Consider the following 1,877-nt stretch of genomic DNA (forward strand, 5'->3'; position numbering starts at 1 on the left):
ATTTAAAGAATTAATTTATGAAATAGAGAAAGTTTAGATAAAGAAATAAAGAAGAAATATCGAGGAGAAAGAATGAATGAAGAGAGAATATTGGAACCTAAGGAATTAGGAGAGGACAATATTCAAAGAAGTTTACGGCCAAAAACTTTTAAGGAATATATTGGTCAGCAAGATTTGAAAGAAAAAATGAATATATTTATAAAAGCTGCTAAAATGAGAAATGAATCGCTTGATCATATTTTATTGTACGGACCTCCAGGATTGGGAAAAACTACGCTTGCAGGAGTTATTGCCACAGAAATGGGAGTGAACTTGAAGATAACGACAGGACCTGTACTGGAGAAAGCGGGAGATTTAGCGGCTATTTTGACTTCTTTGGAGGAAAATGATATTTTGTTTATTGATGAGATTCATAGATTGAATACATCGGTAGAGGAAATTTTGTATCCTGCGATGGAAGATGGGGAACTGGATATTCTTATTGGAAAAGGGCCGTCTGCAAGAAGTATCCGTGTAGAATTGCCACAATTTACATTAATTGGAGCAACTACGAGAGCAGGGCAGTTAAGTACACCGCTTAGAGACAGATTTGGAGTTACTCATAGGATGGAGTACTATCAATTAGAAGAATTGAAAGAAATTATACGAAGAGGAGCAAATATTCTTAATATTTCGTATGACGAAAAAGGAATTACAGAAATCGCTAAAAGAAGCAGAGGAACTCCTAGAATTGCAAACAGGCTTTTAAAAAGAGCAAGGGACTTTGCATTGGTGGAAGGTTCGGGTGTTTTGGAAAAAGAAAGCGTTGATGGTATTTTGAGGCTTTTGGGAGTAGATGATAACGGACTTGATGAATTAGATAGAAATATTCTGCTTTCAATTATAAATGTGTATAATGGAGGACCTGTTGGAATTGAAACATTGTCACTTTTACTTGGGGAAGACAGACGAACGATAGAAGAAGTTTATGAGCCATATTTGGTAAAAATAGGGTTTATAAAAAGAACACCACGTGGTAGAGTTGTAACCGAATTTGGCTATAAGCATTTAGGAATTGAAAAAATATTTAGTGAAAAAGAATAAAATGTGATAATATTATTTTGAAACAAGACTTAAAATTTATGATTATTTTTGTCTGCTCAAATCTTTAAAATTTTTATGTAGATAGGGCTAAAATATGATAAAAAGTAAAAAAATGAGGTGAAAAACTGTTGTTGACAGTAATAGCGGAAAAAGAAAATATTGATGAAAATAATGGAAAGATTCTGATAAAAGATAAATCAGACTGTAATCATATCCAAAACGTTTATCGTCTAAATATGGGCGATAAATTAAGGATAATTGATGGTGAATATGAGTATTTTACAAAAATTATTGCAATCTCCAAAAAAGAAGTTGTTGTAAAAATATTGGAAAAAAAAGAAGACAGCTACTCTTTAAATGTAAATATTGATGTTGCAATGGGAATTTTGAAAAATGATAAAATGAATCTGGCAATACAAAAACTGACGGAAATAGGTGTAAATAGCATAATTCCGTTAAAAACTGAACGAGTTGTTGTAAAAATTAATGAAAAAAAAGAAAAATGGGACATAGTTGTAAGAGAAACACTAAAACAGTGCAGAGGAATAAAATTTACTGAAATTATGCCTGTGAAAAAACTTGCAGAAATTGAATATTCTAAATACGATAAAATAATATTTGCTTATGAAAATAGCGATGAATCAAAATCTTTGCCAGAAATAATAAAAAAAGAAGATGAAAATATTTTATACATAATTGGTCCAGAAGGTGGGATTACCCAAGAGGAAGTTAATTTTTTAAAAGAAAACAAGGCAATAGAAATTAGCCTAGGAAAACGTATTTTAAGAGCAGAA

Annotated in this window: 2 protein-coding genes; both read left to right on the forward strand. The window is 31.2% G+C overall.

Translation table 11 applies throughout. From position 1 onward, the window contains the following. Positions 1 to 72: 72 nt before the first annotated feature. Entirely contained in the window at positions 73 to 1,083 is a 1,011-nt protein-coding gene (gene ruvB, locus Q0370_RS05335; RefSeq protein WP_299573072.1) for a Holliday junction branch migration DNA helicase RuvB, read from the forward strand. 128 nt (positions 1,084 to 1,211) lie between these two features. Beyond that, a partial coding sequence (locus Q0370_RS05340) for a 16S rRNA (uracil(1498)-N(3))-methyltransferase (RefSeq protein ID WP_299573075.1) occupies positions 1,212 to 1,877 on the forward strand: 666 nt, incomplete at its 3' end.

Source organism: uncultured Leptotrichia sp. (assembly GCF_938036635.1).
Taxonomy (GTDB): Bacteria; Fusobacteriota; Fusobacteriia; order Fusobacteriales; family Leptotrichiaceae; genus Leptotrichia; species Leptotrichia hongkongensis.